Here is a 21023-nt window from a genome sequence, read left to right on the forward strand (position 1 = left end):
ACTTGCCTGCACCGCCACGCCAAAGCGTGTTTTCTTCATGAGGAGGTAGGCGCTGCCATAATCAGTAAGGCAGAAATGAAGACCAGCAGCCGATTCGCTGCCACATGTGCCTAGGATCTGCACTGGCACAGATAAGAATGAGTAGCTTGTGTAGTTACCACCGAATGTCACGAGCAGGATACCCTGCAAGATGAACATAAGGCCGAAAGTTGCAAGAATACTGTCCTTCTCGAGCGGCGCCAGCTTTGCTGCGCCGAACCAAGGAACCATCAGAACGCGATATACAAGCCAGCTGAACGTGAAGCTCAAAGGAATGATCACAATGAGGCTGGTGATCGGGTTGATGCCAAATTTCGCCGTAAACAGCCATGCGAGGAAGGGGCTATCAAAACTCGCCATAGGCGAGATTCATTATGCGTGCCACCCCGTACTGCAGGGTCAATCCCATGGCTACAAGGGCATAGAGCCCCCCGAGGGTGAGCCCGCTTATAAGAAGATCTAGGAACATCTACATTTGCCAATTCATTGGAAGGGTGATGGGTTGAGCCCATCACCTTGTGGTTCACTATTTCCAAGCTGGCTTAGGCACGATTGCCGTGCGGGCACCCTCGAGTGTGGATGGATAAAGGCCGTAGAAATCTCCGTTTTGCCACTGCCCGATGTGGAAAAATCTTTCGAGTTCTTGGGACTTTAGGCTGATCTCGCCGAGAACTGTCTTGAAGTTGCCCGACTTGAGTTCAGCAATGATGGTCTCGTGATCCAATGTAGCCCTCGTTTCGATCGCCTGTTGTAGTGCCTGAAGGCCGGCGTAGACCAGCTGGCTAGCGAAGCGGTCGGCCGGATAGCCCGCGGACTCCATGTGACGCTTAAAGAAATCCTGAATCTCCGGATTGTCGATATTGGCACCACCAGTGCCATGACCCCTCGGTATTCTTTGCGAATTTCTCGCCGAAGACTGGCAACGCGGGGCCGACACCTAAAAGGTATACAGCCGGGTTGAAGCCGATAATGCGCGCCTGATCGGTCATCGTTATTGAATCTTCTGGATAGGTATTCCCAATGAAAACATCGGGCGTTTTCGAAGCGATCTCACTCAACATCGGGGTGAAGTCTTGAGTCGCAAGTGGATAAGACGCATCGTAAACAATCTCGAAGCCATGCTCCGTCAGCGCTTCGCGATAATTTGACGAGAGTTCGACGCCCAGAGCGTCGGCAATTCCGGTGAGCGCAACCTTGTTGCCAATCTTGCCCTCATCTCGCAGGCTAGCCAGCATGTCAGAGCCACTTTTGGCAATGATCGCGCTCGTGCCCTCGAAGAAGAAATGCCGGGCCACCGCGCTATGAGATTGTCTGCCCGCTCAGTTAACGTATTAAACGCCAGATGCGGATATCCGGCCTTCGAAAGGATAGGAGCGACGGCTAGATTCAGACCGGTTCCCCACGGGGCCAGAATTAGATCGACCTTGTCCTGGGAGATCAAGCGTTCGACAGCGCGTACGGCCTCTTCGGGACTCGAGCGGTCGTCATACTCCACGACTTCGATTGGTAACCGTTTCTCACCGATCTTGAGGCCGCCGGACTTATTGATCTCTTCCACCCACATTTCGTAGACAGGGTGGCGCTTGCGGCCGCCCGCCAGCGAATACGCCCGTCTTTGATATAGCATAGCCGATGCGGACCTTGTCTTTCATTTCCTGCGCCAAGGCGGGCAGGCCGAGGCAGGTGAGCATGGCGGCAAGGGTAAGCCGTCTAGTGAGCATGAATGACATGGAACCTCTCTGGAGTTTGTTTGTCTTTATTATTGATTGCTGTGGGAACCCAACCGCAGGCGCCTTCACAGGCTTGAAGCCATGCGCTCTGAAAACTTTCTGGGATCGTAGTCATAGACCCAATCAGTATTGATACCCGTTGTGCGTGGGTCTTCCTTCGCCCGACGAGCATATTCCGCGTCACGTGCGGCCATTTCCTCCTCGGATGGCAGGTGGTAAGTTCGACCACGTTCGCGCGCTTCGAGCTGCACCCGTGAGGTTCGAGGAAGGCGCTCGGCCTCATAGGCGGCGAGCGCGGCGGTCGGATCGTTGCGCCGCAGGTCGAGTGCCTCAGCTAGAACATAGGCATCTTCGATGGCCATGGCCGCGCCCTGGGACAGGAAGGGCAGCATCGGGTGACACGCATCACCAAGCAGGGTTACGTTGCCTTTGATCCACGTCTTCATCGGATCGCGGTCAAACAGACCCCAGTTGAAGACTTCGTGCACATTAGAAAATAGAGTCTGTAAGCTCTCGTGCCAGCCGAAATCCTTTAGCATTTCGTCACGTGATGCGCGGGTGCTCCAGCTCTCGGCTACCCATTCACTGGCTTCCGTCACCGCAACGATATTCACCGCTGCACCACCTTTGACATAGTAGGTCACGACATGGGCATTCGGACCCATCCAGAAGGTACTGTCTGGGTTGACGTAATCGACCACACCACCGGTTGGCACTAGTGCGCGATAGCATTGGTGACCGGTCCAGCGAAGGTCCACCTCGCCGAATACCGAGCCGCGAACCGCTGACCGCACGCCATCCGCCCGATGATAATATCTGCCGAAAAATTGGTGCCATCATCGAAATCCGCGCGTGCACCGTTAGCAGTCATTTTTACGCCGGTACATCTCTTGCCAAAGTGGCAGATCCCGGTCGGCAAACCGACGACAAAAGATCGAGCAAATCAGCACGATGGACATGGATGAATGGCGCATCGTAATGTGCACGGAACTCCTCACCCAAATCGATGCGGAAATTCTCACGTGCCGTTTGCCAGTTGCGGCCGACCACGGCCTTGGGGAAAAAAGCAGAGCGCAGAAGGTATCGAAAGACCAAGCCCCGTGATCGCCTTCACCGCGTTCGGCGTCATCTGTACGCCGGCACCCACCTCTCGAATGCAAGAGCCTGCTCAAAGATCTCGACATCGAAACCCTTTCGCAAAAGAGCGTAGGCTGCAGCGGTGCCGCCAATGCCTCCACCTATGATGCCAATTTTCATGGTATTCCTCGATTGTATTTATGCACAAATATGCAATATCATCATAGGTACATTTCACTATGACGAACTAGGGATTGTATTTTTACTTTACAGGCCAGAATTATTCTTTAGCCGCATAGAGATGTGCAGAGCTTCATCATAATTTCCGTTCCCACATGAATTTGTTTTATGGCAAATTATCGGATGAAAATAATTATGCAAGCAATTAATTAATTCCGATGTCGGTCTTTTTGATGCCTTGTGCGAAACGGGTGCGAGATGCCAGATTAGTCGCAAAACTCCTAATCCGTGCAGCACATCGGCCCGCCTTTGAATTTGCAGGGGAATTTCTGTCGCAAGTTTTGGTCGCAAGTGGTAAAACACCTGCGACATGATTTGCGACAGGAGAAGCCGTGAGCCACCAGCCAGATTCCGACGCCGGCCGGGTGCTCATCGGCTATGCTCGCGTCTCGACGCGCGGCCAGGACCTGGACCAGCAGCGCGCCACCCTCGGCGCGGTCGGCTGCATCCGTATTTTCGAGGAAAAAGCATCCGGGGCGAAGCGCGACCGGCCGGAGCTGGCGCGGATGCTCGACCATCTGCGCGCCGGCGATGTGGTGACGATCACCAGACTTGACCGCCTTGCCCGATCGACGGCCGACCTTCTGGCGATCGCGGAGCGGATCAACGAGGCCGGCGCTGACCTGCGCTCGCTGGCAGAGCCGTGGGCCGACACGACGACGCCGGCCGGGCGCATGGTGCTGACCGTCTTCGCCGGTATGGCCGAGTTCGAGCGGTCCTTGATCGTGGAGCGCACGAGCGCCGGCCGGATCGCGGCGAAGGCCCGAGGCGTGCGGTTCGGTCCCTCCCCTTCCCTGTCGGCCGAGCAGATCGCGCACGCTCGCCAGCTCATCCACGATGACAAGAAACCCGTCGCGGCGGTTGCCCGGCTTCTAGGCGTGCATCGTGCGACCCTCTACCGGGCGCTTGATACCGTGACGGCTGAGGAAGCATGATTACATGCTTGCAAGAAATCATGTTTGCCCGCTGTTAGTCAGCGGCCGACCAACCCCTGGTTTTAGCGGCCCGGATTCAAGAGCTTGCAGAATCAGCAATTTCGGCGTTACCACTTACTGTATGAGTCGTAGCCCTACAGCCATTCCAGCCCGTGAACGTGTCGCCGCCATGCGTGCGCGGCGTGAAGCTGCTGGCATGGCGCGCGTGTGGGCCGACCTGCCGGGCGAACTGGTTGCACAGTTGGACCGGGCCAAGCAGCAAAAGGGCGCGCAATCCCGCGCGCCGATCATCGAGGAAGCCTTGAGGTTTTATTTCGAGAAGCAGCAAGGGCATAACGGCAAAACGCCCGACCGTTGGCGCGGTCGAGCGTTTTATAGGCCGTCAGACACACCGTAGGTCAGGGGTCCGCTAACTCTCCCCTTATCTACGCTATAGCCCTCAATTCGCAAGATTGATTCTTGCGAAAGCGGGCTGTGTCCGCCGTCCAACGCCGTCATGTCCTCCAAATGGAAGGACGAAGGACAATGTTGAGGACGCAATTCGCGGCCGCGATCGGCTGTGCGCATAAACACGCGCTTGATGACATCATGCGGGAGGTGTGGACGCATTACAGCGTCGGCCAGCTCTCCGAGGAAGACGCCGGCCAGCTTTCCACGCTTGCCCATGAGCGCCGCGCCGCGTGGCAGGGATCGGGACAGACCGTGCTTGGCCTGGTCTTCCCGCCCCCGGCCGCCCGATGCCCGACGCCGGTTCGCCGGCGCAGCCATTTCAAGGGGCGATCGGAGGGCCGGATATGGCGGCCGACGACACGCAAGGACGTGCAGGCGATCTTGAAGGCGGCCGAAATCTACAACGAGGCCGGTTTGCAGGAGAAGGGCGAGCGCAGCGGTCCGCTCGGATCGGTGGCGCTGGACGTGCTGCGGCTGTTCGTCAATCTGATCGACTTCCGCACCGGCCGCCTGGAGCCGTCAATCACCACGATCATGGATCGCCTGGGCCGCTCACGCGATACGATCGTGCGAGCGCTGAAGAACCTGCGGGCGCATGGCTTCATCGACTGGCTACGCCGCTATGAGCCGACCGGGAACGAGGGCGCGGCCCCAGGTGCAGCAGGCGAGCAATGCCTATCGCCTGTCCCTGCCGGAAAAGGCGCGGCAGTTTCTTGGCCGGTTCGGTAAGGCCCCTCCCCCGCCTGCGGATCACGGACAGGATCAGCAGGCATGGAGCGAGCAATCGGCGCTTACAGGAAGGTCCTGCCCCTCGATGAGCGGACGCAGCTCGATGTTGGCGATAGTCCGCTCGGGAAAGCGCTTGTGAACATGGCAAAGACCTTCATGAAACGTGAGTCCGATAAGCAGACTGAATCCCCCTCTAATTCTATTCTCTATGTGAAAACATAAGCGGACGCCGCTGTTCGGGCCGCTCACGCGGCCCTGCGGCGGTTCCGGACCGCGTAATAGGCGGTCCGGTTCGGCACCCTCAGAGCAAAATCCCCACCCGCAGCGCCTGCGGCTAATGTCGCATGGGCTTTCGAGAAGGAATGGGTGGTGAGGGCGACGCAAAATATAAAATCATGTAATCATGCTTGCATGTCGGCCAGAAATATGTGATTATTGTTTCGTACGATACAAAATAAGCTGCCATGTCCCCCGCCAATCCGACCGCAAAAACCTACGCCGCGCTGAATCAAGCGTTCGACGTTTTCAACGATCGCCTGTTTGGCGGCGAGCTGCCGGCCTGCCTCGTGACATTGCAGCGCAAAAACAAAGCCTATGGCTATTTCGCGGGCGGCCGGTTCGGATCGAAGGACGGCGCGGAGATCACTGACGAAATCGCTCTGAATCCGTCGCATTTCAAAAGCCGAACCGACGAGCAGAGCCTTTCCACCCTCGCCCATGAGATGGCGCACCTTTGGCAGCATCATTTCGGCAAGCCGTCGCGCGCCGGCTACCACAACAAGGAATGGGCCGCGAAAATGCAGGAGATCGGCTTGCACCCTTCGGATACCAGCCAGCCCGGCGGCAAAGGAAACCGGGCAGTCATGCAGCCATTACATTGTCGAGGGCGGTCGCTATGCCCGCGTCTTTGCCGAGCTGGCGGCGCAGCCCGACTTTACCGCCCTCTATGTCGAGCTTTGGGACGATGCCGCCGCCCGGAAGGCGCGCAAGGCGAAATCGGCCAGCAAGACCGTTACACCTGCCCGTCATGTGAGTTGAACGCCTGGGCGAAACCCGGTGTCCGCCTGATTTGCGGCGAGTGCGACGAGCCGATGGCGGCCGCTGAGGAAGCGGGTAGTTAACCTTTCCTGCATGAAAACATGCTTTCATGTATTGTAGAAAGCATGTAGCCTTTATTTCATGAAAGGATGCAAACATGATAACAGTGGCGTTCTGCACGCAAAAGGGCGGGACCGGCAAGACGACGATCGCGACGGCGCTTGCGGTCGCGGCTCACCTGGCCGGGAAGAAATCGGCCCTGCTCGATCTCGACCCACAGACAAACGCCGTCAACTGGTTCGACCGGCGCAAGGGCGACGGCCCGGACGTTGCCTCGATCCAGCCCGGCGCTATCCGGCGCTCGCTGGACGCCTATCGCGGCCTTGGCATGGATTGGGTGTTCATCGACACGCCCGGCAAGATGGAAAGCGCCTCGGTCGAGGCGGCCAAGCACGCCGATATAGTGCTGGTCCCGTCGCAGGCGCAGATATTTTCGATTGAAACTTTGGAGCCGCTAAAGCGGCTTCTCGACATGGCCGGCAGTCCGCCAACGTTCGTTGTGCTCAATCTGGTGCATCCGAACGCCGGGGGCAGGGCGGTTGACGATGCCGCCGCGATTGCCGCGAGCTTCAACGTGAAGGTTGCCCCCATCCATGTGTCGCGGCTGAAAACCTATGAGGACGCCCCGGCCTTGGGGCAGACGCCGCAGGAGCTGGAACCGCATGGCCGTGCGGCCCAGGAAGTCGCCGGCCTGTTCACGTTCCTTTCAGAGCAGGCAAGCATGATTACAGGAAATCATGAAAGGATGAAAGCATGAGCCGCAAGCCTTCGCTTCTCGCCGCTGCGATCAAGACCGCAGAGCAACCCGCATCCGCGCCGGAGGCTCCGTCAGAGCCGCAAGGGAGCGCGCCAGCTTCGCAGCCGGCCGGGAGCTATGTTGCGCCCTCGCGTGCTAACAAGCTCGGCAGAACGCATTTCCTGCCGCCCGCCTATTGGGAGACGCTGGACGAACTCAGTTTTCGCAGCAGGGATGAGAAGGGCAAGCGGATTCCGAAGGAGCGGCTTGTTGCCGAGGCGCTGAACCTGCTTTTTGCCAAATACAATTATCCGGTTGTCCGTGAGGATGGGGATTGAAAATATAACAATATGCACTATAGTTTAGAGTGTTATAGCGAGGCTTCGTGCGGATTTTCTTGACCAGAGGCGTTGTGCGGTTCGCTCGCAGGCAACGGATTGCTGACGCCAGCTTGGGCGAGGCGATCGAGCGGGCCGAGCGCGGCACGATCGACGCCGATCTTGGTGGCGGCCTCATCAAACAACGCGTGGCGCGGCTCGGTCAGGGACGCTCTGGCGGGTTTCGGATGATCGTCGCCTATCGGGCTGCTGGTCGCGCGGTGTTTCTGTATGCGTTCGCCAAGAGCGACCGTGACAACATCGACGCTGACGAGTTGGAAGCCCTGCGTACGATCGGCGCTAATTGGCTTGCCGCGTCGGCCGAGCTGGTCGGGCAAGCCATTGAGGACGGAGATTTGAAGGAGATCGAGCATGACGACGACGAAGCCTAGCCGCCTTTCCCGCGAAATCGCGGAAATGGCCGGCGCGCAACGCCGCCTCGGGATCATGGACGAGGCGACCTATGAGAAGATCACGGCGCGGCATCTTGGAGAGAAGACCTTGCCGACCGAAGCGCCGATGACGGGCGCGGACGTGCGGGCCGTGCGCGAGCGGGCGCACCTTAGCCAAGCCGCCTTCGGCCGTTATCTCAACGTGACGCCCGGCTATGTGTCGCAGCTAGAGCGCGGCGAGGCGCAGGCCAAGGGGCCGGCGCTGGCCTTGTTGAACGTCATTCGCCGGCGAGGCATTGAGGCGCTGCATTAATAGGGCGCGCAATCATGCTTGCATGTAAGCGTGTAAGCAATACGCCCCCGGCCGCCTTTACGGCCCTAGATGATGAGAGCAGGCCGGCCGGGGGCTAGCGTCGTGCCGAGCGGCGGAAGCCGCGACCGGCCCGGAGGCGAACGCGCCCTTACGTCGCGCTGTAGTGAGCCGGAGGGCCGCCAGTGACAAAGCCCGGTGCGTCAGCGCCGGGACCGCTTCCCATCTGGCCGGCTCGGGCAGGGGGGTTTTGAACTTCTCCCGCAACCGTGCTTTCATTTCCTCACCCGAAATACCCGGCCGGGGATCATCGGCCGCCGCCTGTATGCTGCGCTTGAGCAGTTCCCGGCGTAGATCGGCATGGGGTTCCAGCTCCTTATGTTCGCTCAGGATCACGAACACGGGGGCGTTTGCGGGAGAGGGCGAAATCCTACGTTAGTGGTCAATGGGGAGCTTAATGCTAACCAACCTGCCGAAAGGGTCTTAACCTGCGATAGAATGGAAGTTGTTTATGGTACATTTGTACCTTCTGGCCGCTGTGGTCGGCGCAATCATTTATGCAGTATCAAAAAGGCTATAGACCGCTATCGCGCCTTTTGCTTTCATTGCTCGCATTCGTTGCGCTATCCGCAGTCGTGACCTACGGCATCGTACAAATCGGGGATCGTCCACTTGAAGGTTCCCGTATTGTTGGCCCAAGCTAATAGCGGGTTGTTTCACAAACGAAGGTTTGCGATACAGATATGGCAACCCGTCTTGTTTTCGAGAATTGTGTTTCTAAACCCGTATCACAATCAATGTACGGTCAACCATAGCCGCTAACGTAGGATTTCGCCCCCTCCCGCAAACGAACCCAAGTTGGCCAAAATCCCACGTTCGGGCCGACTAGCCCAATATGCGAAATGACGCTCGGCGGGAAAAGGTCAGGTTCACGATGTGAACCTCTACCGTATATCTGTGCCCCTTTAATGTTCAGGGGCCAAAATGAACGCGCCGACTTGCAGCAGATAGCGCCCGCCCCCGGAGCGGCGAGAGAATGACGCTAATCAACGCCCATACCGGATCGCGGGCGGCCGCGCGCAGCATGTTCTTGAACGCGGCCCATGCAAGTGTCGCCTGATTCATGAACCGGCCTCCCCGGCGCTCCCTGCCGTTTGCGCATCGGCCGCCTTGCCGAGCAGATCGGCAAAGAGTTCCTTGTCGCCATCGCGCGTCAGGAAGCCGGGCAGCTCGCGGCGAAGCCAGTCGCCCAAGTCGCGCGAAAACTGATCGGGTCCGCCTTCCAGCCGATGCAGGACGAGCGCGCCGAGCAACACCTTGCGGCGTGTATCGTTGGCGCGTTCCTGTTTCGACAACCTGGCCTTGAGCGTGGCCCTTTGCGCATCCAGTTGAGCTAGCCGTTCTTCAATGGATTTTCGCGCCATGTCTCAAATCTCCCTTTCCGGTTGCTTACCAAGACTATCAGGCCAGTTCAGATTTTCCAGTGGTTGCCTGTTCCGCTTGAAAATTCGACGGATTTGCAGCACAATCGCGGCCTCAGTTCATAGCATCGGCATAGCCGCAAGCGCCACACCGAACGGGCGAAAGAGGAAGCGATTGAGTTGAGAAGGGCGCACTTACGAGTTGCCACGCAACTCAGCGCGCCGCCGGCTTGGGGCTGGCGGAGAAAGTGAAACGGTAACGGAGCGATCGGCGTTGGCGATCTACCATTTGAGCATGAAGCCAGTTTCGCGGGCGAGCGGCCGTAGCGCCGTCGCCTCTATGGCTTATCGTGCCGGGGAGAAGCTGACCAACGAGCGCGACGGGATCACGCATGACTACACGGCCAAGCAGGGCGTGGAACATGCGGAGATCGTCTTGCCCGAGCCGGATGCCGGCACCATGGGCGTTAACGTCGATTGGGCGCGGGATCGTTCGACCTTGTGGAACGCCGCCGAGTTTGCCGAGAAGCGGAAAGACGCCCGCGTTGCCCGCGAGTTTGAAATCGCCTTGCCGCATGAGCTTTCGGCCGAAGAGCGCTTAGAGGCAACGCGGGAGTTCGCGCAAGAGTTGGCGAACCGATATGGCGCAGCGTTGGATTTCGCGATCCATTCGCCGCACGACGCCAGCGACGTTCGCAATCACCACGCCCATGTGATGATGACGACGCGGCAGGTGACGGAGGACGGTCTAGGCGACAAGACCTATCTTGAGCGCGAAAACAAATGGCTGTTGGCGCACGACCTGCCGACGACCGACATGCAGCTTCGCGACATTCGCCAGCGGTGGGAGGGGATCGCCAACGAGCGGCTGGCGATGGCCGGTCTTGATATTCGCATCGACCATCGTTCGCACATGGAGCGCGGGCTAGAGATCGCGCCGACCGAGCATATGGGTGTCCATGCCTCGCAGATGGAGCGGCGCGGCCTCGACGTGTCGCGGTCGCGGCTGGACGAGGATGCGGCCCGGCGCAATGCCGAGCTGATCCGCGAGAAGCCGGAACAGGTTCTTACGATCATCACCGGCGAAAAGAGCGTGTTCGACCGGCGCGACGTTGCGCGGGCGCTGCATCGCTACATCAACGACGACCCGCAGGAGTTTAGAAACGCCTTTGCGAAGGTGATGGCCTCGCCGGCGCTGGTGGAGTTGCAGCCCGAGCGCGCCCACGTAGTGGGGGACCATGCAACGGGCGAGATCGAGCTTGCCCGCTATTCGACCCGCGAAATGGTCGAGATCAGATCCGGCATGATCGAGAGCGCGCAGCGGATGCACGGCGCGTATGGTCATGGCGTCGATCGCCGGCATGTCAGCCAAGCCATAGAGCGGCAGGACGCCGCCATTCAGCGCAGCGCCGGCGATGCTTCCGCCCGGCTGTCCGACGAGCAGCGCCGGGCGATCGAGCATATCACCGGGCCGGAGCGGATTTCCGCTGTTGTCGGTTATGCCGGCGCTGGCAAGTCCACCATGCTCGCGGCGGCGCGCGAGGCGTGGGAGGCCGAGGGCTATCAGGTCCACGGCGCGGCCTTGTCGGGGAAGGCGGCCGAGGGCTTGGAGGAAAGTTCCGGCATCCAGAGCCGCACCCTCGCGTCGTGGTCCCGCGGTTGGGACAACGACCGGCATCCGCAGCCGCGGCGACGTGTTCGTGATCGACGAGGCCGGCATGGTCGGGAGCCGCCAGCTCGCCCGCTTCGTTGGTGAGGCCGAGGCGCGCGGGCGAAGATCGTCCTTGTAGGCGACCATGAGCAGCTACAGGCGATCGGGGCCGGCGCACCGTTCCGGGCGATCACGGAGGAAATCGGCCATGCCGAGCTTTCCGAGATACGCCGGCAGCGCGTGGACTGGCAGCAGGAGGCGTCGGTTGACTTCGCCACGCACCGGACGGCCGAGGGGCTGGCGGTCTATCGGGATCATGGCAATATCAGCTTTGCCGAGACGGGCGAGGACGCGCGCGGCCAGATCGTGCGCGATTACCTTGCCGACCGCGACGAGCGTCCGGACGGCACCCGGGTTGCGATGGCGCATCGCCGGGCCGATGTTCGGGCCATCAATGACGCGATCCGGACGGAGCTACAGGACCGGGGCGAGCTGGCGCGCGGGGAAGACGCCGGCGCGCTGACCTTCCAGACCAATGACGGAAAGCGGGAGTTCGCACCGGGCGACCGCATCGTATTCTTGGAAAACAGCCGCGACCTTGGCGTGAAAAACGGGATGCTAGGCACCGTCGAGCATGTCGAGGCCGGCCGACCGGGTGCCGGCCCCATGATCGTCGTGCAGCTCGACGGCCGGGGCGGCGATAGCGTCAGCGTCCCGATGGGCGATTATCAGGCGATCGACCACGGCTATGCAACGACGATTCACAAAATCAGGGCGCAACGGTCGATCGGGCCTATGTGATGGCGTCAGGAACGATGGACCGGCATCTAACCTATGTTGCCATGACCCGGCATCGTGACGGGGTGCAGCTTTATGTGGCGCAGGACGAGTTCACCAATGCCGGCCGGCTGGTCGAGCATGGGGCCGCGCCGTTCGAGCACAAGGAAGGCAACAGCCAGAGCTATTTCGTGACGCTGGAAAATGACAGGGCGAGCGCCGCACCCTATGGGGCGTCGATCTTGAAGCGCGCCATGAAGGCTGCGAAGCAGGCGCCAGAGATCGGGGAGAAGATCGGCCTTCAGCATATGGGTTCCATGCCCGTCACCTTGCCGGATGGCACCGAGACGCACCGCAATACATGGAAGGCTCAGGACGCCGGCGAGCTGGCCTATAGCCAGCTAGAGCGCCGCCTATCCCGGTCGGGCGTGAAGGAAACGACGCTCGATTATACCCGCGACTTTGCCGAGCGGCGCGGGATAGCGGAGCAAATGGCCATCCGCAGCGAGATGGAGATTCCGCGCGAGCAGCTTTCCCAGGAGCGGGCCGAGCTGCGTCAGGACAGGGACTCGACGGCCGAACACCCTGCCGAACGGGAGCGCATTGAGGACCGCGCGCCGAGATCCTCGCAAAAACTTGGTGCAGATCTCGCGCAGGATCTTCATGCGGATCCTCGCGAGGATCTCGCCGCCGATCGGCAGCAGCACCGCAATCCGTTCGAGGGTCTGAAACTTGGGCGCGGCGTGGCCGCCGAGCAGCCCCGAGCAGGGCCGCGCCGGCGAGGACGGGCCGCAGCAGGCCGAAAAACAGCGGGGCGGCATGTTCGCCGGCCTCAAGCTCAATGCGCGTTCTTCGCCCCCTCAGGAGCGTAGCGAGCGGCCGGAAAGGGAAGGGGAGCTTGCGGCCGGCGCCGGCGCAAGATCGGCTTGCCGAGCGGGCGCGGCGGCAGTCGCCGCTTGAGGCGGCCGTTGACCGTTATGTGCGGGCCTATCAGTCGGTTGACCAGCACCGGCGCGAGGGCCTGCCGGTCCTCGACATGCAGCGGCAGGAAATGCGCGGGGCCGGGCAGCAGCTCGACCAGGTGCGCGACGGTATGAACGAGCTGATGCGCTCGACCCTGCAAAACGACCCGCAGACGGCGCGCGCCATGACCGAGCTTTCCGGCCGGGACCGTGTCGCCCATGTCATTGAGGGGATGAAGCGCGAAAACGCCGCGCTGCAAGACCCTAATGTCAGGGCCGAGCGGTTCGTGAACCGCTGGCAGGAGCTACAGGGCCAGCATCAGCAGCTTCGCGGCTGGCAGCACGACGAGGCGCGCGGCAAGGTCGAAGGCCAGATGGATGGCCTGACCAAGAGCCTAGAGCGTGACCCGCAGGTAGAGTCCATCCTGCGCAATCGCAGTCGGGAGCTTGGAATCGGGCATGAACTTCACCGGGAGCAGACCGTTGCCCGCGCGCTGCAAGAGGAAATGACACGCGGCCAGCGCCTCAGCCGGGGCCATGGCATCGAAATGTAGGCAGGAGAGCATGGCGGAGCTGGACGACGACAGGGAAGGATTGCCCGAAGCACTGGACGAGGACGCCGGCGATCCGGCCGCCGCCTTCGACGCGCTACGGCAGACCGTGGAAGGTCTTGCCGGCGACCTCACGCGGGAGATGACCACCATACGCAAGGGTGTGGAAGCCGCCTTTGAGGAATTTGACCGGCAGGGGCCGGCGCAGGATTACAAGCCGGAGCTGGCTCAGATCGTGCAGCAACTCGCCCATGTTGCGGAGCGCCTGCACGGCGTCGAGCAGTCGCCCATTCTCCGGCAGGGTGCGCAGCATTATGCGGCCGCGCTCGAGCGTAGCGGCGAGGGCCTGGTGAGGACCGCCGTGCAGCAGCTCGAGCGCCAGGCGGCCGACCTCGAGCGCGCCGGCCGGAACCTCGGCGCCTACACGAAAAGCGCCTACGACCGGAAAAGTCAGGATTTCCGCATGTGGATGGCCGGCCTTATCGGGCTGTTCGTCGGCATATTCCTGATTTTGCTGTTGCCGCGCTTCCTGCCCTTCTCGGCCGACAGCCATGTTGCGGCGCTCGTCATAGGTCAGGACCGATGGAACGCTGGCGTCACCATGATGCGGGTGGCCGATCCTCGAAGCTGGCGCAGCGTGGCCGATTCCTCGCAGCTCGTGCGAGGCAATGCCGACGATCGGCCAATGCGCCGAGCCGCGCGCATGGCCGACGTGGATCAGCGATGCACCATTATCGTGAAAGCACCCGTCAGGCAGCAAAACTAAAGGAAGGATTGGAAAGCCTAAATCATCATCAGAATCTCTTCAGACGGAGCAGGTCAAATCTATTTCGGCACGGACGTGCTGGCCGCAATAATCGCCTTGTTTGTTCCGGGAATGACCGCGCTGGAAAGCGCCGTAAATCAGGCGCTTGCTTTGATGCTTCGTCACCTTCCTACAGGTTCCCCTTGCCGATCCTCGTTGCCATCCTCGTTCAGTTCCTGCCGGCCGATCCGATGTTGTGCCTTGGCGCCCTGTTCGCTGACGCCCTGCATTGACTACGTTGTGACGTTCTCGCATTTGGGGCGTGCGGATGCGCGGCTAGAGCACGTCCGGGTATCGATGAATCGATTGTGATGTGACGCGCTGGCCGATTTTTGCTTCAACATCCGCTTTGACGGAGGTTGGTTATTACCAGAGCACTCGGCGAAGATTTGCGGTTGCGTGTCTTGAAAGCTGCGGGTGAAGGGGCATCGGCCGGCAGGCGGCATCTCGATTTGGCGTTGGAGTATCGAGCGCGATCCGCTGGATCGCACGGGCGAAGATCGGCGAACTGACACCGCGACCCCAAGGGCGACGGCGCGGCTCGCGCCTCGACGGATATGCAGACTTCATCATCGGGATGATCGAGAAACGCAAGGACATCACGTTAAACGAGATGGTCGAGCGCCTCGATAGCGGACCCCGCTTCGGGTCCGATCTACGCCAGCCAAAGACCGAGCGAGGCAAACCAGCCAATCATTGCTTCCGGCCAATTTGTGACCTCGGCTTCGCGAATCGTCTTGCCGCTTGCTTAGACAATGCAAATGTCTCGAGTATTCCAATGACACGTTGATCCCCGCATAATGGTCATGTCTCCTCGACGTTTGTAGCGGGCCAGTCCCCGGCTCCGTTCACACCATCGGTGTGGGGAACGACCGCTGTCTCGCCAAGCACTCCGCAATCTGCAAGCAGCCCCGCCGACCGATAGCAGATAGAAGAACGGCCCCACGAAGGGGCCATTGAAAAATTATGCCCGTCAATGGAGGATAGGCTTGCATTGTGCTTCGCTTCGATGTCGGATGCTCAGTAGCTGATAGGCGATGAGCGCCGCGAAAGTGGCCGTTCCGATACCGCCGAGCGCGAAACTACCGATATTGAGCGTAAAATTTCCCGACCCAAAGACTAGGGTGATGCCAACGGTAAACAGGTTGCGCGGTTCCGAGAAATCGACACGGTTATCGACCCAGAGTCTGATCATTGCCGCAGCGATAAGGCCGAAAACGGCCACGGCCAAGCCGCCAGGACCGGTGCGGGAATGGTGCGCAGCAACGCCCCGAACTTCGGCGAGAATCCAAGCCCGATCGCCACGAGCGCAGCGACTACGAAGACCAGGGTGGAGAAGACCCGCGTCACCGCCATCACGCCCATGTTCTCTACATAGGTCGTCACGCCCGTTCCGCCGCCCGACCCCGAAACCATCGTGGCAATGCCGTCGCCAAAAAGCCTCTGCCGATAAAGCGGTCCATATTCTGCCCAGTCATTGCGCCGATAGCCTTGATGTGGCCGAGGTTCTCCGCGATCAGGATAAACGCCACCGGTGCGATCAGGACCATCGCTTCGGGAGCGAACTCGGGACTGCGGAATGCAGGCACGCCCAACCACGGCGCCTGCGAAAGCTCCGAAAGATCGACCGGCGGCAGTAGCCCCATGCCGTTACCCATTACCAGAACCGCCACATAGCCGATCACGATGCCGACCAGGATCGACACACGCCTCAGCGCCAACGGGCCGAAGGTGGAAATCATCGCGACGGAGAAGAGCGTCAGCAGTGCCACGATCACATGAGGCCCCGTGCCCTGCGTTCCCTGCACCGCCACGGGCGCAAGATTGAGCCCTATGGCAGCACCGATGGCACCCGTGACGGCCGGCGGCATCAGCCGCTCGATCCAGCCGGTTCCGGTAACCATCACCACCACGCCGATCAGGGCATAAAGCGCTCCGGCTGCGATGATGCCGCCAAGGGCCGGCCCGATATCCGGGTTGGGACCTGTCCCCGCGTATCCCGTCACGGCGATCACCACGGCAATGAAGGAGAAGGACGATCCAAGATAACTGGGCACCCGCCCCGCCGTGCAGATGAAGAAGATCAACGTGCCGATGCCCGAAAACAGGATCGCCAGATTGGGATCGAACCCCATCAGCAACGGCCCGAGGATCGTCGAACCCGACATGGCCACAAGATGCTGTATGCCCATCGGAATGGTCGCCGCCCATGGTAGGCGCTGCTCGGCAGGACTGTCTCGGTTCGGGCCATCGGCCAGCGCGGAAAATAACTCATGATCTACCTCCCTGGGCCTCGGCTTTGCCAGTAAGCCCGCCTAACCATTGCAGCACATCCGCGGCATCGGTCACGTCCGCATACTTTTGATGCATGTCGTAGAGATTTGCCTCGTGAGGCGCTGCAGCGCGATCGGCACAGCAATCGCGCGGAACGAGCACGTTGAAGCCTGATTGCACTGCATCGACGACACTTGCGCGCACACAGCCCGAAGTGGTCGCGCCGGTGACGATGAGCGTGTCCACCCCCGGCCCCGTCAGCATTGCCGCAAGGCCGGTTCCGAAAAAGGCGGAAGCCCCCTTCTTGACAATCACCGCGTCCGCAGGATCGGAACCGGTCGCCGCATCGATCTCGACCAGCCGCGACCCTCGATAAGAGCGGCCATTCCCGCAACCTTTCTGAGCCAGGGCAGCTTGTCGATCTCGCCGGAGTGATAAGCAATCGTGGTGTAGACGACCGGAAATCCGGCAGCGCGTGCGGCATCGGTGATGCGCCGGGTCTGGGTGATCTCTGCCGTCATGTCCGCTGCGGTGGGATAGGCCGTATCCGTGAAGCCATAGGTAAAGTCCACCACTAGGACAGCCGGTCTTCGCCCACGTGGAACGGCTTGGCCAAAGCCCGCTGCCGCATAGAGCATGTCTTGCGTCATTCTTTTTTCCCCTTGAAAAAAACGGCGGCCCCGAAAGAGCCGCCATCCTGAAAATCAATTTCGCTTCATCTGGATTTCCTTGACGACGATATCACCGTCAATCACCACCGGTACGTCATCTAGAAAAAGCGAGCAGCCCCGCATCGGAATGTCGAGGTGGCAGGCCGTATCGTTCGGGCCTCCCAGCTCATTGTTGGGACCGGTCGAGAACATCACATTCCCCGTAGAAGCTGCGGGGTTCCATGCCCATTCCGCCGGGAAACTCTCCCGGAACCATGCGATGCCACTTGGCCTGCGGGTTCATGCCCCAACCGACATGGCTCATGCCCTTGCCGCGCTCGTCGTTGAAGTCTGCCATATACGACTTCACCAGTTCCGTATCGAGCCCACCCCGGATATCGCTGATCCAGCCCTTCTCGATGGTGTAGATGATTGGCTCGCGCACATAGATATTCTGCGGCAGCAGGATATCCCCCGGTGCAACGACGATCTGCCCGTCAACGCCATCGTCGTCCCCACCGGTGAAGACAAAGCCGGACGGCCAGTGATCCCAGCGCCCAGGTGTGTCGTTGCAGGCATATTCCGCCATTGTGGGATAGGTGTTGAGCTTATAGGTGACATCCGTGCCATGCGGCGAGGTGATCCGCATCACCTTGGCCTTTTCCAGCATCTCGGCGGCGATCTCCACCTTCTCGCGTAGCTCGGGATAAGGCAGCATCCGAGCAAGAAGCTCGGGCGGTTCCACTGCCGTGAGAATACGCGTTCCGGCAGCCTGGATCGCGAACTGCTCCGGCGAGAACAAAAGGAACACGCAGTCGATCAGCATGTCGCAGTTCTTCAAGGCCTCGACGGCATCCGGCAGCCCTGCAAGGCCAGTTACGCCGACATTCCAGCCTCCGGTTGGCAGGGGAGGCAGGCGCATGTGATACATTCTCGCTCCGAGCCTTTGACCCGCCGCCATGAAGGCGTCGGCATAATCGGCGGTCGTTGCCCTGTGTCAGCACGACGAGCTTCTCGCCCTCGTGAACACCGGACATCTTGAGCTGATGCAGGCAGATTTCAGTGAAACTCGCGTGATCCATCGGATCGCTCCTATTTTGGTCTGTCGTTTAGTCGGCTCGGAAGTCCATGACGGCTGCAAGAAAACCCTCCAGGTCATCCCAGGGGATCATATGGCCGGCGCCGTCCACGCGGCGCGTTTCGAGATGAGGCATTAGCTCACGGAGTTCCGCCACATCCTCGGGCAGAATCACCGTGGCGCCGCCGGCAATCACCAGCCGCGCCGGCAACTGGATCTTCCGCATGTCGGCGTGAATGTCATCCGTGGCAAAGCCATCGAAGGCAATGCGAATAGCGCCCCATTGGCAGGTGTGCAGCCATTCGGCGCGCAGCGCCACCTGCTCGTCTGTCCAGGTCGGGCAAAAGACCCGCATCTCCTCAATGCCGCAGCCCTTCTGGGCAAGCCGGATCGAATCTCCATACCAGGCCCAGTTCGCGGGATAAGGCCGCCTGTTCGGTCCCGACATGGGCGGATCGACGAGAACGAGGCCGCCAATCGGACCGGGATTGCGGGCGGCGGCACGGATCGCAATTCGAGCGCCCATGGAATGGCCAAGAAGGATGGGCTTCTCCATACCTTCGGCCAGGGCAATCGCATCTTCCGCCATGGCATCGAGCGTATAATCGAGATCGCCGGCCTCGCTCAGGCCGCGTCCGCGCACGTCGAGCACATGTATGTCGAAATGCTCTGAAAGCCGCTCGGCCACAAACCCCCAGGTAATTGCGGGCGAGGTGATACCGGGAATGAGCAGCATGGCTGGCCCCTTCCCCGGATAGTGAAGCAGATGCTGGCGGATGCCATTGGCATGAACATTGTAGCCGCGTGCCATCTGAGTCCCTTCAATATGCGCCGGAAAGCAGCGTGCCGCCGCCCGGAACCCTAGTCTCGATCCCAAGCGCGCGCAGCATCTGCCATGTGGTGGCGATGGCGGCGGTGACGACGGGCTTTCCCGTTCGTGCTTCGACCATCGGCACGGCTGGAAGAGAGGGCATCTGCACGCAGGCAGACAGTACCACCGCATCCACATCGTCAGTCTTCATGCCCGAAACGATGTCCGGCAGGTTCATCGGATCGTGCGCGGCAACAGCGAGATTGTCGGAAATCTCCAAGGCTCGCCAATCGCTGACCTCGATGCCCTCATTGCGGATGTAGTCCACCACCATTTCGGTGAGCGGCTTCATATAGGGGGCGACCACCGCCACGCGCTTTGCGCCCATGGCCCACAACCCTCGATAAGCGCACCGGCAGACGTCACCACAGGCGCAGGTGCGCCGTTGTCGACCGATACCTGATGCAGACGTGGTCCGGAGACACAGTGATATCCATGCCCCATCGACATGATGGCGACGAGGCAGGCATAGCCCATCACATCCACACGCGCATCGCTCAGTTCCAGGGCGCAGCGGTCGCTATCGGCATCCATCGCCGCCAGCTCCTCCTTGGTCACATGCTTCATCCGCATGCGGGAGGAATGAAAGGTGAAGCGCTCGTCGCCCGCGCTTTCACGCGCCCGTAAAAGCGCGGGGATTTCGGTCTCCATCGTCACGTTCGAACTTGGAACGATCTGACCTACGCGGAAATGTCTCATGGAATTTGACCTCAAGTTGGAAAGCTGACCCAAGGATAAATTACAATTCTGTATAATTACAAGCCCGAATAATTTTTATCGGCCGCGCAAAAAGCCGGAACACCCCTTCAGGAGATTGGAGCGGCAAGCCCTGCAGCGAGAAAGATGACAAGCTCGCGCAACATGGACTCTCGATCAATTTCGCCGATCTGCCCATCGGTGAGATCATTGAGGCGGCCCAGATCGTTGAGCATGAAAAGATAGGTGCCGACGAGAAATGCCATACGCAGGCTGAGCATCGGTCGGGGAATATCCGGCAACGCCTCCGACAGCGCCTGGATATAGCGTTTGATCGAGGCGTCGTAGACCTCTCGGCGCAAACGCAGGGCGTGCTCCTCCGGCTCCGCATGCAGCCGCGCCTGCAGTTTCACGAACGCCGCGCCATTCGGGCCGCTATGCTTCATATCCCATTGCGGACGCAGGTAAGCCATAATTATTTCAGGAGCTTGAAGATGTTCTCCACGCGCAAGAAGCTGATCGAGCTGCACGTGCCGGGCTCCCGAGATCAGCCCGCCACGTCGGCGAAAAACCTCATCGAAAAGGCATTCCTTGGTGCCAAAATAATAGCGTATAAGAGCCTGGTTGACCCCTGCCGCTCCAGCGATGTCGCGCAGCTTCGCCCCCGCGAAACCTGCCTCCGCGAAGGCAATCTCCGCCTGATCGAGAATCACGTCACGCATGTCCTCGCCATCCTTGGGGCGGCCAGGCTTACGGCGGGTCTCGCTCCTGGGAACGCTCATGAGAAGCCCTTTTGTGAATCTTAGTCCCGGTTCTGGCAGCAGCCGAAAGAAGCCGCAAGACGCAAATATTATTAGAATGAGTAATTAGGCGGCAAGGTGAGGTCGTTCAGGCTGTGTAGTTTCAGGGCATGAGTGCGTTGATCTCGCTGCTGGGCCAGCCGGTAGCGATGCGCTCAGGGCTTTGTAAGCCAAGCCTGCGGATCCACGTTGTTCATCTTCGCTGTCTGAAGGAGCGTGGCGATTGTAGCCAGGTCCTGCCCTCGCCGTCGCTGCCGGCGATTAAGGCTGTTCCTTCTCGTAATTGTCTGGGCCTGAGGGCGCGCTCGACAATGTTGCCTGGTTGAAGGCTCTAGCATGAAAGCATTGTGAAAGCGTGACGGCCCTGGGTATCC

Annotated in this window: 25 protein-coding genes and 8 pseudogenes; 15 read left to right on the top strand and 18 right to left on the bottom strand. The window is 60.3% G+C overall.

The genetic code is table 11. The annotated features are described in order from the left end of the window. The 8 genes and pseudogenes from C9380_RS23670 to C9380_RS27930 form a co-directional block, all read right to left on the bottom strand. A pseudogene (locus C9380_RS23670) lies at nucleotides 1–399 on the bottom strand (branched-chain amino acid ABC transporter permease); the annotation flags it as partial. Further along, on the bottom strand, nucleotides 386–508 hold the full coding sequence (locus tag C9380_RS28680) for an ABC transporter permease subunit (RefSeq protein ID WP_128094882.1): 123 nt from the start codon (nucleotides 506–508) through the stop codon (nucleotides 386–388). The gene C9380_RS28680 and the pseudogene C9380_RS23670, both read right to left, overlap by 14 nt. Before the next feature lie 57 nt (nucleotides 509–565). Then, entirely contained in the window at nucleotides 566–763 is a 198-nt protein-coding gene (locus tag C9380_RS23680) for a hypothetical protein (RefSeq protein ID WP_164844730.1), read from the bottom strand. A 103-nt stretch (nucleotides 764–866) separates the two neighbouring features. Next, nucleotides 867–1334, bottom strand: coding sequence for an ABC transporter substrate-binding protein (locus C9380_RS23685; RefSeq protein ID WP_252869868.1), 468 nt, complete (start codon nucleotides 1332–1334; stop codon nucleotides 867–869). A gap of 86 nt (nucleotides 1335–1420) precedes the next feature. Continuing rightward, a pseudogene (locus C9380_RS28685) lies at nucleotides 1421–1666 on the bottom strand (ABC transporter substrate-binding protein); the annotation flags it as partial. Between the two features lie 168 nt (nucleotides 1667–1834). Next, on the bottom strand, nucleotides 1835–2563 hold the full coding sequence (locus tag C9380_RS27920; RefSeq protein WP_252869869.1) for an FAD-dependent monooxygenase: 729 nt from the start codon (nucleotides 2561–2563) through the stop codon (nucleotides 1835–1837). Between the two features lie 79 nt (nucleotides 2564–2642). Continuing rightward, complete coding sequence (locus C9380_RS27925) at nucleotides 2643–2864, bottom strand: hypothetical protein (protein ID WP_252869870.1); 222 nt, start codon at nucleotides 2862–2864, stop codon at nucleotides 2643–2645. Nucleotides 2865–2894: 30 nt separating this feature from the next. Continuing rightward, the gene (locus C9380_RS27930) at nucleotides 2895–3026 is read right to left on the bottom strand and encodes an NAD(P)-binding protein (RefSeq protein WP_252869871.1); all 132 of its coding nucleotides are present in this window, start codon (nucleotides 3024–3026) and stop codon (nucleotides 2895–2897) included. A gap of 392 nt (nucleotides 3027–3418) precedes the next feature. Between C9380_RS27930 and C9380_RS23700 the strand changes: the two genes are divergently transcribed. From C9380_RS23700 to C9380_RS26980, 10 genes are all read left to right on the top strand, one after another. Further along, nucleotides 3419–4021 carry a recombinase family protein gene (locus C9380_RS23700; protein WP_425598734.1) on the top strand — a complete coding sequence of 201 codons (603 nt, stop codon included), beginning with the start codon at nucleotides 3419–3421 and terminating at the stop codon, nucleotides 4019–4021. Between the two features lie 121 nt (nucleotides 4022–4142). Beyond that, nucleotides 4143–4418: a ribbon-helix-helix domain-containing protein gene (locus C9380_RS27935; protein ID WP_252869872.1), complete on the top strand. Its 276-nt coding sequence runs from the start codon at nucleotides 4143–4145 to the stop codon at nucleotides 4416–4418. 128 nt (nucleotides 4419–4546) lie between these two features. After that, nucleotides 4547–5200 carry a helix-turn-helix domain-containing protein gene (locus C9380_RS23710; protein WP_252869873.1) on the top strand — a complete coding sequence of 218 codons (654 nt, stop codon included), beginning with the start codon at nucleotides 4547–4549 and terminating at the stop codon, nucleotides 5198–5200. 42 nt (nucleotides 5201–5242) lie between these two features. After that, a complete protein-coding gene (locus C9380_RS28915) occupies nucleotides 5243–5422 on the top strand; it encodes a hypothetical protein (RefSeq protein ID WP_252869856.1) in 180 nt (59 codons plus the stop codon). A 242-nt stretch (nucleotides 5423–5664) separates the two neighbouring features. After that, nucleotides 5665–6321, top strand: coding sequence for a SprT-like domain-containing protein (locus C9380_RS23715; RefSeq protein WP_128094885.1), 657 nt, complete (start codon nucleotides 5665–5667; stop codon nucleotides 6319–6321). Between the two features lie 74 nt (nucleotides 6322–6395). Further along, nucleotides 6396–7055 (top strand): AAA family ATPase, encoded by a 660-nt coding sequence (locus C9380_RS23720; protein WP_071205055.1) that lies wholly within the window; start codon nucleotides 6396–6398, stop codon nucleotides 7053–7055. Then, nucleotides 7052–7372: a chromosome partitioning protein ParB gene (locus tag C9380_RS23725; protein WP_071205054.1), complete on the top strand. Its 321-nt coding sequence runs from the start codon at nucleotides 7052–7054 to the stop codon at nucleotides 7370–7372. The genes C9380_RS23720 and C9380_RS23725 overlap by 4 nt, the downstream gene beginning before the upstream one ends. Nucleotides 7373–7419: 47 nt before the next feature. Next, nucleotides 7420–7803 carry a type II toxin-antitoxin system RelE/ParE family toxin gene (locus C9380_RS23730; RefSeq protein ID WP_128094869.1) on the top strand — a complete coding sequence of 128 codons (384 nt, stop codon included), beginning with the start codon at nucleotides 7420–7422 and terminating at the stop codon, nucleotides 7801–7803. Beyond that, nucleotides 7784–8116: a helix-turn-helix domain-containing protein gene (locus C9380_RS23735; RefSeq protein WP_071205052.1), complete on the top strand. Its 333-nt coding sequence runs from the start codon at nucleotides 7784–7786 to the stop codon at nucleotides 8114–8116. The genes C9380_RS23730 and C9380_RS23735 overlap by 20 nt, the downstream gene beginning before the upstream one ends. Nucleotides 8117–8670: 554 nt before the next feature. Next, nucleotides 8671–8817: a hypothetical protein gene (locus tag C9380_RS26980; protein WP_164844735.1), complete on the top strand. Its 147-nt coding sequence runs from the start codon at nucleotides 8671–8673 to the stop codon at nucleotides 8815–8817. A gap of 268 nt (nucleotides 8818–9085) precedes the next feature. On the opposite strand, the gene C9380_RS26985 is transcribed toward C9380_RS26980, so the two are convergent. Next, nucleotides 9086–9238 (bottom strand): hypothetical protein, encoded by a 153-nt coding sequence (locus C9380_RS26985; RefSeq protein WP_164844733.1) that lies wholly within the window; start codon nucleotides 9236–9238, stop codon nucleotides 9086–9088. Next, on the bottom strand, nucleotides 9235–9537 hold the full coding sequence (locus C9380_RS23745) for a mobilization protein (protein ID WP_128094871.1): 303 nt from the start codon (nucleotides 9535–9537) through the stop codon (nucleotides 9235–9237). Before C9380_RS23745 ends, C9380_RS26985 begins: the two co-directional genes overlap by 4 nt. Before the next feature lie 292 nt (nucleotides 9538–9829). Here C9380_RS23745 and traA point away from each other — a divergent pair. The 5 genes and pseudogenes from traA to C9380_RS27220 all read left to right on the top strand — a co-directional run. Then, nucleotides 9830–11986 (top strand): annotated as a pseudogene (traA, locus tag C9380_RS27945) (Ti-type conjugative transfer relaxase TraA). Continuing rightward, nucleotides 11986–12834: a hypothetical protein gene (locus tag C9380_RS27950; protein WP_252869874.1), complete on the top strand. Its 849-nt coding sequence runs from the start codon at nucleotides 11986–11988 to the stop codon at nucleotides 12832–12834. The pseudogene traA and the gene C9380_RS27950 overlap by 1 nt, the downstream one beginning before the upstream one ends. A gap of 26 nt (nucleotides 12835–12860) precedes the next feature. Further along, on the top strand, nucleotides 12861–13478 hold the full coding sequence (locus tag C9380_RS27955; RefSeq protein WP_252869875.1) for a TraA: 618 nt from the start codon (nucleotides 12861–12863) through the stop codon (nucleotides 13476–13478). Nucleotides 13479–13488: 10 nt separating this feature from the next. Beyond that, nucleotides 13489–14241: a DUF6118 family protein gene (locus C9380_RS23755; protein ID WP_128094886.1), complete on the top strand. Its 753-nt coding sequence runs from the start codon at nucleotides 13489–13491 to the stop codon at nucleotides 14239–14241. Nucleotides 14242–14645: 404 nt separating this feature from the next. Then, nucleotides 14646–14908 (top strand): annotated as a pseudogene (locus tag C9380_RS27220) (helix-turn-helix domain-containing protein); the annotation flags it as partial. A gap of 345 nt (nucleotides 14909–15253) precedes the next feature. On the opposite strand, the pseudogene C9380_RS23770 reads toward C9380_RS27220, so the two are convergent. The 8 genes and pseudogenes from C9380_RS23770 to C9380_RS23800 form a co-directional block, all read right to left on the bottom strand. Continuing rightward, a pseudogene (locus C9380_RS23770) lies at nucleotides 15254–16555 on the bottom strand (solute carrier family 23 protein). Then, nucleotides 16552–16962, bottom strand: coding sequence for an isochorismatase family protein (locus C9380_RS28370; protein WP_290124840.1), 411 nt, complete (start codon nucleotides 16960–16962; stop codon nucleotides 16552–16554). The pseudogene C9380_RS23770 and the gene C9380_RS28370 overlap by 4 nt, the downstream one beginning before the upstream one ends. After that, on the bottom strand, nucleotides 16866–17204 hold the full coding sequence (locus tag C9380_RS28375) for a cysteine hydrolase family protein (RefSeq protein WP_290124839.1): 339 nt from the start codon (nucleotides 17202–17204) through the stop codon (nucleotides 16866–16868). The genes C9380_RS28370 and C9380_RS28375 overlap by 97 nt, the downstream gene beginning before the upstream one ends. Nucleotides 17205–17258: 54 nt before the next feature. Then, a pseudogene (locus C9380_RS23780) lies at nucleotides 17259–18286 on the bottom strand (2,5-dihydroxypyridine 5,6-dioxygenase NicX family protein). 27 nt (nucleotides 18287–18313) lie between these two features. After that, nucleotides 18314–19093: an alpha/beta fold hydrolase gene (locus tag C9380_RS23785; RefSeq protein WP_128094876.1), complete on the bottom strand. Its 780-nt coding sequence runs from the start codon at nucleotides 19091–19093 to the stop codon at nucleotides 18314–18316. A 10-nt stretch (nucleotides 19094–19103) separates the two neighbouring features. Next, nucleotides 19104–19852: pseudogene (locus C9380_RS23790) on the bottom strand (maleate cis-trans isomerase family protein). Nucleotides 19853–19959: 107 nt separating this feature from the next. Beyond that, nucleotides 19960–20571, bottom strand: a complete 612-nt coding sequence (locus tag C9380_RS23795) for a TetR/AcrR family transcriptional regulator (protein WP_252869876.1) — start codon at nucleotides 20569–20571, stop codon at nucleotides 19960–19962. Nucleotides 20572–20752: 181 nt separating this feature from the next. Beyond that, a pseudogene (locus C9380_RS23800) lies at nucleotides 20753–20965 on the bottom strand (transposase domain-containing protein); the annotation flags it as partial. Nucleotides 20966–21023: the final 58 nt, after the last annotated feature.

The sequence above is a fragment of the Brucella pituitosa genome (genome assembly GCF_003049685.1).
In the GTDB taxonomy this organism is placed as follows: Bacteria; Pseudomonadota; Alphaproteobacteria; order Rhizobiales; family Rhizobiaceae; genus Brucella; species Brucella pituitosa.

Bases quoted from the DNA above. Each gene is read 5' to 3' on its own strand.
- C9380_RS23795 (WP_252869876.1), bottom strand. From the start codon at position 20,571: ATGCGTGACGTGATTCTCGATCAGGCGGAGATTGCCTTCGCGGAGGCA.
- C9380_RS26980 (WP_164844735.1), top strand. From the start codon at position 8,671: ATGCAGTATCAAAAAGGCTATAGACCGCTATCGCGCCTTTTGCTTTCA.
- C9380_RS23785 (WP_128094876.1), bottom strand. From the start codon at position 19,093: ATGGCACGCGGCTACAATGTTCATGCCAATGGCATCCGCCAGCATCTG.
- C9380_RS23745 (WP_128094871.1), bottom strand. From the start codon at position 9,537: ATGGCGCGAAAATCCATTGAAGAACGGCTAGCTCAACTGGATGCGCAA.
- C9380_RS23735 (WP_071205052.1), top strand. From the start codon at position 7,784: ATGACGACGACGAAGCCTAGCCGCCTTTCCCGCGAAATCGCGGAAATG.
- C9380_RS23720 (WP_071205055.1), top strand. From the start codon at position 6,396: ATGATAACAGTGGCGTTCTGCACGCAAAAGGGCGGGACCGGCAAGACG.
- C9380_RS23725 (WP_071205054.1), top strand. From the start codon at position 7,052: ATGAGCCGCAAGCCTTCGCTTCTCGCCGCTGCGATCAAGACCGCAGAG.
- C9380_RS27930 (WP_252869871.1), bottom strand. From the start codon at position 3,026: ATGAAAATTGGCATCATAGGTGGAGGCATTGGCGGCACCGCTGCAGCC.
- C9380_RS28915 (WP_252869856.1), top strand. From the start codon at position 5,243: ATGGAGCGAGCAATCGGCGCTTACAGGAAGGTCCTGCCCCTCGATGAG.
- C9380_RS28680 (WP_128094882.1), bottom strand. From the start codon at position 508: ATGTTCCTAGATCTTCTTATAAGCGGGCTCACCCTCGGGGGGCTCTAT.
- C9380_RS23755 (WP_128094886.1), top strand. From the start codon at position 13,489: ATGGCGGAGCTGGACGACGACAGGGAAGGATTGCCCGAAGCACTGGAC.
- C9380_RS23715 (WP_128094885.1), top strand. From the start codon at position 5,665: ATGTCCCCCGCCAATCCGACCGCAAAAACCTACGCCGCGCTGAATCAA.
- C9380_RS23710 (WP_252869873.1), top strand. From the start codon at position 4,547: ATGTTGAGGACGCAATTCGCGGCCGCGATCGGCTGTGCGCATAAACAC.
- C9380_RS27950 (WP_252869874.1), top strand. From the start codon at position 11,986: ATGGCGTCAGGAACGATGGACCGGCATCTAACCTATGTTGCCATGACC.
- C9380_RS27935 (WP_252869872.1), top strand. From the start codon at position 4,143: ATGAGTCGTAGCCCTACAGCCATTCCAGCCCGTGAACGTGTCGCCGCC.
- C9380_RS28375 (WP_290124839.1), bottom strand. From the start codon at position 17,204: ATGACGCAAGACATGCTCTATGCGGCAGCGGGCTTTGGCCAAGCCGTT.
- C9380_RS26985 (WP_164844733.1), bottom strand. From the start codon at position 9,238: ATGAATCAGGCGACACTTGCATGGGCCGCGTTCAAGAACATGCTGCGC.